The organism is Legionella tunisiensis (assembly GCF_000308315.1).
In the GTDB taxonomy this organism is placed as follows: Bacteria; Pseudomonadota; Gammaproteobacteria; order Legionellales; family Legionellaceae; genus Tatlockia; species Tatlockia tunisiensis.
The window spans coordinates 1-1,195 of sequence record NZ_CALJ01000259.1 but is presented as its reverse complement, the minus strand read 5'-3'; the positions used below and the strand labels follow the sequence as shown (position 1 = coordinate 1,195).

Sequence of the window (1,195 nt, the reverse complement as noted above, 5' to 3'; positions counted from 1 at the left end):
ATCGCCAATTTTGAATACTGGATATATATTGATCTTTTTCTTTTATAAATACTTCTGGGGTATATGCTGCCACATTTATCCCAGGTTGTTTTGCTCTTGCTGACTCAAATAGAAAAGCCTCGATACCTGCTTCTCTCATGTGCGTACCTAATGGCTGGCTATATTCATAGCTTTTTTACTAGATATCTGATTTTGATACTCATTAAATGGTGCTTTAGTAAGATCTATTCCTTTCTTGGTTTTTATATAAGCTTTAAAGGCTGTCATTGGAATTTCAATGTATTCAAGATTTGCCTCGGTATCTTCAAAAAATTTCAATCGATAATATGCTACTTCAGCAAAAGCTGTTTGGAGGCCGATTGAACCATACCATAGTGACGGCTCATATTGTCTACCAAAACGAGAACCATATTTTAGAGGAGGATATCTAAAGGGAGTAAAAATTAAGTAATGTCTCTTGTCTGCAATTGGAGGTTTTGACTCCTCTAACAATTCCTCTAAAATATCATGTTCTTCTCTACTATCAATTAAATCTCTAGAACTAGAAATATGTTGAGCTTCGACTACTCTCCATGGGTCAACTTTAATTTCTCTTTTGAATTTTTCACCCGCACAGAGCTCCCAAAGACTCATAATTTGCCACGCATTGCATCTAAATAATTAAGTACAGAGATTAAACCAGGAATTGTTTTCATTTCTTCAATTGGCTTATTTTGAAAATATTTATTTTTGCTATTTAGCCATGCTTTAGCTTTCTCATGATTATTTCCAAGCATAGAGTTTAAACTTCTATATATTCTTACAAGCAATAAAGCCATTTCACCCTCTTTAGTATGAGGAGAAATGAATTTTTTACCTTGGTTAAGGCGTGTAGCACTAGATTCACTTATACCAATAATGTCACTCAGATCTTTCCGGTGAAAGAATAAAATTTAGACAAATTGCAAATAGCTTTTGTCAAAACAATTTCTTGCTCATGTTGCTTATTTTCAGAAGTTCTCATTTCCCTCTCCTTTCATTTGAAATTATAGTGAATAAATATTTCAAATGCAATATAAGTTTGCTTGATAATATTGGGATTGAGAGAAGGCAGGGTTCTAATGAAATACAAATTATCTTTGGGGAGAATTAGAAAAACCAACAATTGATCCCATGCCATACTTTCGTACACTCGGTTAAGTTAGTAAAATCACTA

General features: G+C 33.2%; 2 protein-coding genes. Both read right to left on the bottom strand.

The window, feature by feature from the left end; genetic code table 11:
* Window positions 1–147: 147 nt before the first annotated feature.
* A complete protein-coding gene (locus tag BN58_RS26265; RefSeq protein ID WP_019217645.1) occupies window positions 148–633 on the bottom strand; it encodes an RES family NAD+ phosphorylase in 486 nt (161 codons plus the stop codon).
* Window positions 630–818: an MbcA/ParS/Xre antitoxin family protein gene (locus BN58_RS34855; protein WP_019217644.1), complete on the bottom strand. Its 189-nt coding sequence runs from the start codon at window positions 816–818 to the stop codon at window positions 630–632. Before BN58_RS34855 ends, BN58_RS26265 begins: the two co-directional genes overlap by 4 nt.
* Window positions 819–1,195: the final 377 nt, after the last annotated feature.

What these genes read in the sequence shown, in the direction of transcription:
- BN58_RS26265 (WP_019217645.1), bottom strand. Translation starts at nt 633, where the DNA reads ATGAGTCTTTGGGAGCTCTGTGCGGGTGAAAAATTCAAAAGAGAAATT.
- BN58_RS34855 (WP_019217644.1), bottom strand. Translation starts at nt 818, where the DNA reads ATGGCTTTATTGCTTGTAAGAATATATAGAAGTTTAAACTCTATGCTT.